This window comes from Longimicrobium sp. (genome assembly GCA_036377595.1).
Classification (GTDB): domain Bacteria; phylum Gemmatimonadota; class Gemmatimonadetes; order Longimicrobiales; family Longimicrobiaceae; genus Longimicrobium.
Genome location: DASUYB010000200.1, coordinates 1 through 4,749 on the forward strand (window position 1 = coordinate 1; position 4,749 = coordinate 4,749).

The 4,749-nt window shown below is 70.0% G+C and carries 4 protein-coding genes; all 4 read left to right on the forward strand.

What is annotated here, in order from left to right; all coding sequences use genetic code 11:
* The first annotated feature begins 44 nt into the window (after nt 1–44).
* Nucleotides 45–1,727: an amidohydrolase gene (locus VF092_31555; GenBank protein HEX6751874.1), complete on the forward strand. Its 1,683-nt coding sequence runs from the start codon at nt 45–47 to the stop codon at nt 1,725–1,727.
* Nucleotides 1,724–2,341: a hypothetical protein gene (locus VF092_31560; protein HEX6751875.1), complete on the forward strand. Its 618-nt coding sequence runs from the start codon at nt 1,724–1,726 to the stop codon at nt 2,339–2,341. The genes VF092_31555 and VF092_31560 overlap by 4 nt, the downstream gene beginning before the upstream one ends.
* Before the next feature lie 254 nt (nt 2,342–2,595).
* Nucleotides 2,596–3,765 (forward strand): ArsA family ATPase, encoded by a 1,170-nt coding sequence (locus VF092_31565; GenBank protein HEX6751876.1) that lies wholly within the window; start codon nt 2,596–2,598, stop codon nt 3,763–3,765.
* A gap of 125 nt (nt 3,766–3,890) precedes the next feature.
* A partial coding sequence (locus VF092_31570; protein HEX6751877.1) for a hypothetical protein occupies nt 3,891–4,749 on the forward strand: 859 nt, incomplete at its 3' end.

A 4,749-nucleotide genomic window follows, 5' to 3' on the forward strand; every position in this document is an offset into this window, starting at 1 on the left:
GGATCTCTCCTTCCGCTCCTCAACGCCCATCCACCCCGCCCGCCATGTACCGCTTCGCCGCGCAGGTCGCCGCCGCTCTGCTGCTTGCCCTTCCCGCCGCCGCGCAGCACTCGCCGTGCGTGAGCGAGTGCGCGGACATCGTGGTGCACAACGCGACTGTGTGGACGGGGGTGCGCGGCGCGGCCGACGCGCGCGCGGTCGCGGTGCGCGGGGGGCGGATCGTCGCCTTGGGCGCGGACGTGGAGGTGAACCGGCAGATCGGGCCGCGGACGCGGATCGTGGACGGCACCGGGAAGATGGTGGTGCCGGGGTTCATCGACTCGCACGTGCACTTCGTGAGCGGCGGGGCGTCGCTGGCGTCGGTTCAGCTCCGCGACGCGCGGACGCGCGAGGAGTTCGTGCGGCGCATCCGCGACTACGCGCGCACACTGCCGCGCGGCGCCTGGATCACCGAGGGGAACTGGGACCACTCGTTCTGGGGCGGCGAGCTGCCGCGCAAGGAGTGGATCGACTCCATCACCCCGCGCAACCCCGTCTGGATCAGCCGGCTCGACGGCCACATGGCGCTGGCGAACTCCGCCGCCCTGCGCGCCGCCGGCGTCACCGCCGCCACGCGCGACGTAGCCGGCGGCCAGATCGTGCGCGGCGCGGGCGGCGAGCCGACGGGGATCCTCAAGGACAACGCGCTGGGGCTGGTCGACCGCGTCGTCCCCAATCCCACCCCCGGGCAGCAGGACCGCGCGCTCGACGCGGCCATGCGCTTTGTCGCGGAGCAGGGCGTCACCTCGGTGCAGCACATGGGCGGGTGGGACGACCTTGCCGCGTTCCGGCGCGCGCACGACGCCGGGCGGCTGCGCACCCGCATCTCCGCCGCGGTGCCGCTGGCCACCTGGGCGCGGCTGCGCGACACCGTGGCCGCGCGCGGGCGGGGCGACGAGTGGCTGCGCATCGGCAGCCTTAAGGGCTTCGTGGACGGGTCGCTCGGCTCGCACACGGCGCTGATGCACGAGCCGTTCACCGACACTGGCACAGGCACGGGGCTGATGGTGACGCCGGCGGAGAGCCTGTACGAGTGGACGCGCGGCGCCGACCGCGCGGGGCTGCAGGTGATGGTGCACGCCATCGGTGACCGCGCCAACACGCTGATCCTGGACATCTTCCAGCGGGTGGCGCGCGAGGACGGCGCGCGCGACCGGCGCTTCCGCGTGGAGCACGCGCAGCACATCCGCCCGGCCGACATCCCGCGCTTCGGCCGCCTGGGCGTGATCCCCAGCATGCAGCCGTACCACACCATCGACGACGGCCGCTGGGCGGAAGCGGTGATTGGCCCCGTGCGCACCCGCACCACCTATCCGTTCCGCACGCTGGTGGACACCGGCGCCACCCTCGCCTTCGGCAGCGACTGGTTCGTCGCCCCACCCACGCCGCTGGAGGGGATCTACGCGGCGGTGACGCGACGGACGCTGGACGGGAAGAACCCGGGCGGCTGGGTGCCGGAGCAGAAGATCACCGTGGAGGAGGCGATGCGCGCCTACACCTCCGGCGCCGCGTACGCGCTCTTCCAGGAGCGGGAGAAGGGGACGCTGGAGCGTGGCAAGCTGGCCGACTGGGTGGTGATCGACCGCGACCTGCGCCGCATCGCGCCGGAGACGATCCGCGACGCGAGGGTGGTGATGACGGTGGTCGGCGGGCAGGTCGTCTTCGAACGGAGGGCGGCGGGGCGATGAATCCCGTCTCCCGCGTCTTCCGCTGGATCGGCGGCGGCGCCACGGCCGCGAAGCTGCGCCGCCACGCCCGTCGCACGGCCGATCCTGCCGAGCGCGTCACGCTGCTGGAGCGATCTGTCGCCCTGGACGACCTTCCCACCACGCGGATGGAGCTCGCCGTCGCCGCCGCGCGGTGCGGGCTGCTGGACACCGCGGCTGCGAACTGGCGCCGGGCGGTGGAGATGCGGCCTCTTCTCCTCCCCTCCGAAGCCGATCTCGCCGCGCTCGCTCCCGTGCTCCCGCTCGTCGCGAAGGACCTGCTGGCGGCGATGACGGGCGGGCGGAAGGGCTTCCTCGAGCACCATTGGAAGCTGGAGCGGCGCGGGTCGTTCGACGGCGAGGAGCGCTGGAAGGTGGAGCAGGAGGAGCAGCCGACGATGCGCGATCTCCTCCCCACGCTGCGGCTGATCGCCCTGGCCGTGGCGCACACCGCCGCCGCGCCCGGCCGCGTGCGCATCGACTGCGACCTCTACGTAAACGACAGCGACCTCTACAACCCCGTCTCCCAGATGGGCGAGGCGATCATCGCGTGGGACGCCGAGCGTGGGCTCACCGACGTCGCCATCAACGAATAGCCACCAATCTTCACCGTACCGATCTTCATCTCCTCTCCGACGAACTTCATCGCGCGCACCAGACGTGTTGGCCGAGCCGAAGCCGGTAGTCCGCGAAGGCGGACTTCGTGTGGTTGTTGCAGCGATTTCAATCGCCCCTCCCCATCTCGATCCGTTGCTGCCCGTCTGGCGATTTGACGCGCTGTGTCATAAATTGCTGCGGCGCGGCATCGTCGCGTTCGCACGCAGTCATATCGCCATGAGGAGCCATCACGATGGCCAGACGGATCTTGCTGTTCACGGGGAAGGGCGGGGTGGGAAAGACCACCTGCGCCGCCGCCACCGCCCTCCGCGCGGCGGAGCAGGGGTACCGCACGCTGGTGCTGTCGTCCGATCCCGCGCACTCGCTGGCGGACGCGCTCGACATGCAGCTGGGGCCGGAGCCACAGGAGGTGGTGAAGAACCTGTGGGCGCAGGAGGTGGACCTCTACTACTCCATGCAGAAGTACTGGGGGAACATGCGCGAGCTGATGCTCACCGTGTTCCGCTGGCAGGGGGTGGACCGCATCGCCGCCGAGGAGATGGCGGCGCTGCCGGGGATGAACGAGGGCTCCGTCCTCCTCTGGCTGGAGCAGTTCTACCGCAGCGGCGACTACGACCTGATCGTGGTCGACAGCGCGCCCACCGGCGAGACGCTGACGCTGCTCACCCTGCCCCAGGCCACGCAGTGGTGGATGGCGCGCGCCTTCCCCTTCCAGAAGACCGCGATCAAGACCGCCGGCTTCGCGCTGCGCAAGACCACGGGGATCCCGCTGGACAAGGGCTACGACGAGCTGAACCGTCTGTTCGAGAAGCTGAAGGCGATCCAGGACGTGCTCGGCAACAGCGACATCTCCTCCGTCCGCCTGGTGATGAATCCCGAGAAGATGGTGATCGAGGAGGCCAAGCGCGCCTACACCTATCTCCAGCTCTACGGCTACGGCGTCGACGCGGTGGTCGTGAACCGGGTGATGCCGGAGGAGGGCGCCGGCCCCGTCCTGGCCCGCTACGTGGAGGCGCAGAAGAAGTACCTGGAGGAGATCGACCACTCCTTCAGCCCGCTGCCCATCCTGCGCGTGCCCCACAGCGGCCGCGAGGTGTTCGGGCTGGACCTGCTGCGGGAGATCGGGGACGAGCTGTACGGCGAGAAGGATCCCGCCGCGCTGATGTACAGCGGGCAGACGTACCGGGTGAGCGAGGAGGGGAAGGAATACGTGCTTGAGCTCCGCCTCCCGTTCGCGCACGACGGCGAGGTCGCGGCGCGGCACGCGGGCGACCAGCTGGTGATCCAGTTGGCCAACCAGCGGCGGAACTATCTGTTGCCCCGGTTCCTCGCCTACTATACACTTCGTGGCACAAGCATCCGCAACGGGTGGCTGCGCGTGAACTTCGCGCAGGCGGCCTGAGCCGGAGCCGCCCCGCGCGAACCGCCCGGAGACAAGCACGCAACAGCCGCGGCCGGCATCGCACGTCCGCGGCTGATCACGTTGTCCGATCTTCGTCCGAACCCACTCCCCCCGGAGATCCGTCGATGTTCGTCCCCAGCCTGTTGCTGAAGCAGCTCTACACCTTCGGGAGCCTGAAGAACTCCGACGACGGGGTGCAGTTCTCCATCAAGAACCGGCTGAGCGACGCCACAGTCACGGGGCTGCGGGGGATCCGCATCAACGGGCAGGAGATCCCGCTGCACGACGTGGAGGTGCGGATCGACGACTCCGTCTTCCATCCCCACCAGATCACCTCCGAGCAGCCGCTCTCCTTCCCCCTCAAGCGCACGCTGCAGATCGTGGCGCGGCGCCCCGCGCTGCCGCTGGGGAAGCACGACATCGAGCTGGCGTTCGACAGCAAGCCGTTCGGCAAGCTCAAGCTGAGCGTGCAGGACGCCATCGCCGAGAGCGCGCCGGCGCAGAAGAAGATCCCGCGCTCGGACGACGACGACTATTCGGACGACGCCATCCGCCGGCGGCAGGGCTTCGTGGAGGAGTTCTGCGGCGCCAGGCTCGACCACGTGAAGCGCTACTCCTTCGATCCCCACCTGCTGAAGGGAAACTGCGAGCACTTCAGCGGGGTGGCGCAGGTGCCGATCGGCTTCGCGGGGCCGCTGGAGATCCACGGCGAGCACGCGCAGGGCGACTTCCTCATCCCGCTCGCGACGACGGAGGGCACGCTCGTCGCCAGCTACAACCGCGGGATGCACGTCCTCAATGCCTGCGGCGGTGTGAAGGTCACGGTCGTCGGCGACGCCATGCAGCGCGCGCCGGTGTTCGTGTTCGACGACGCCCGCGCCGGCCGCGAGTTCCTGCGCTGGGTGCAGGAGCACGCTGCCGAGATCACGGCGGAAGCCGAGGCGACCAGCAGCGTCGCCAAGCTGCAGTACATCGACCCCTACC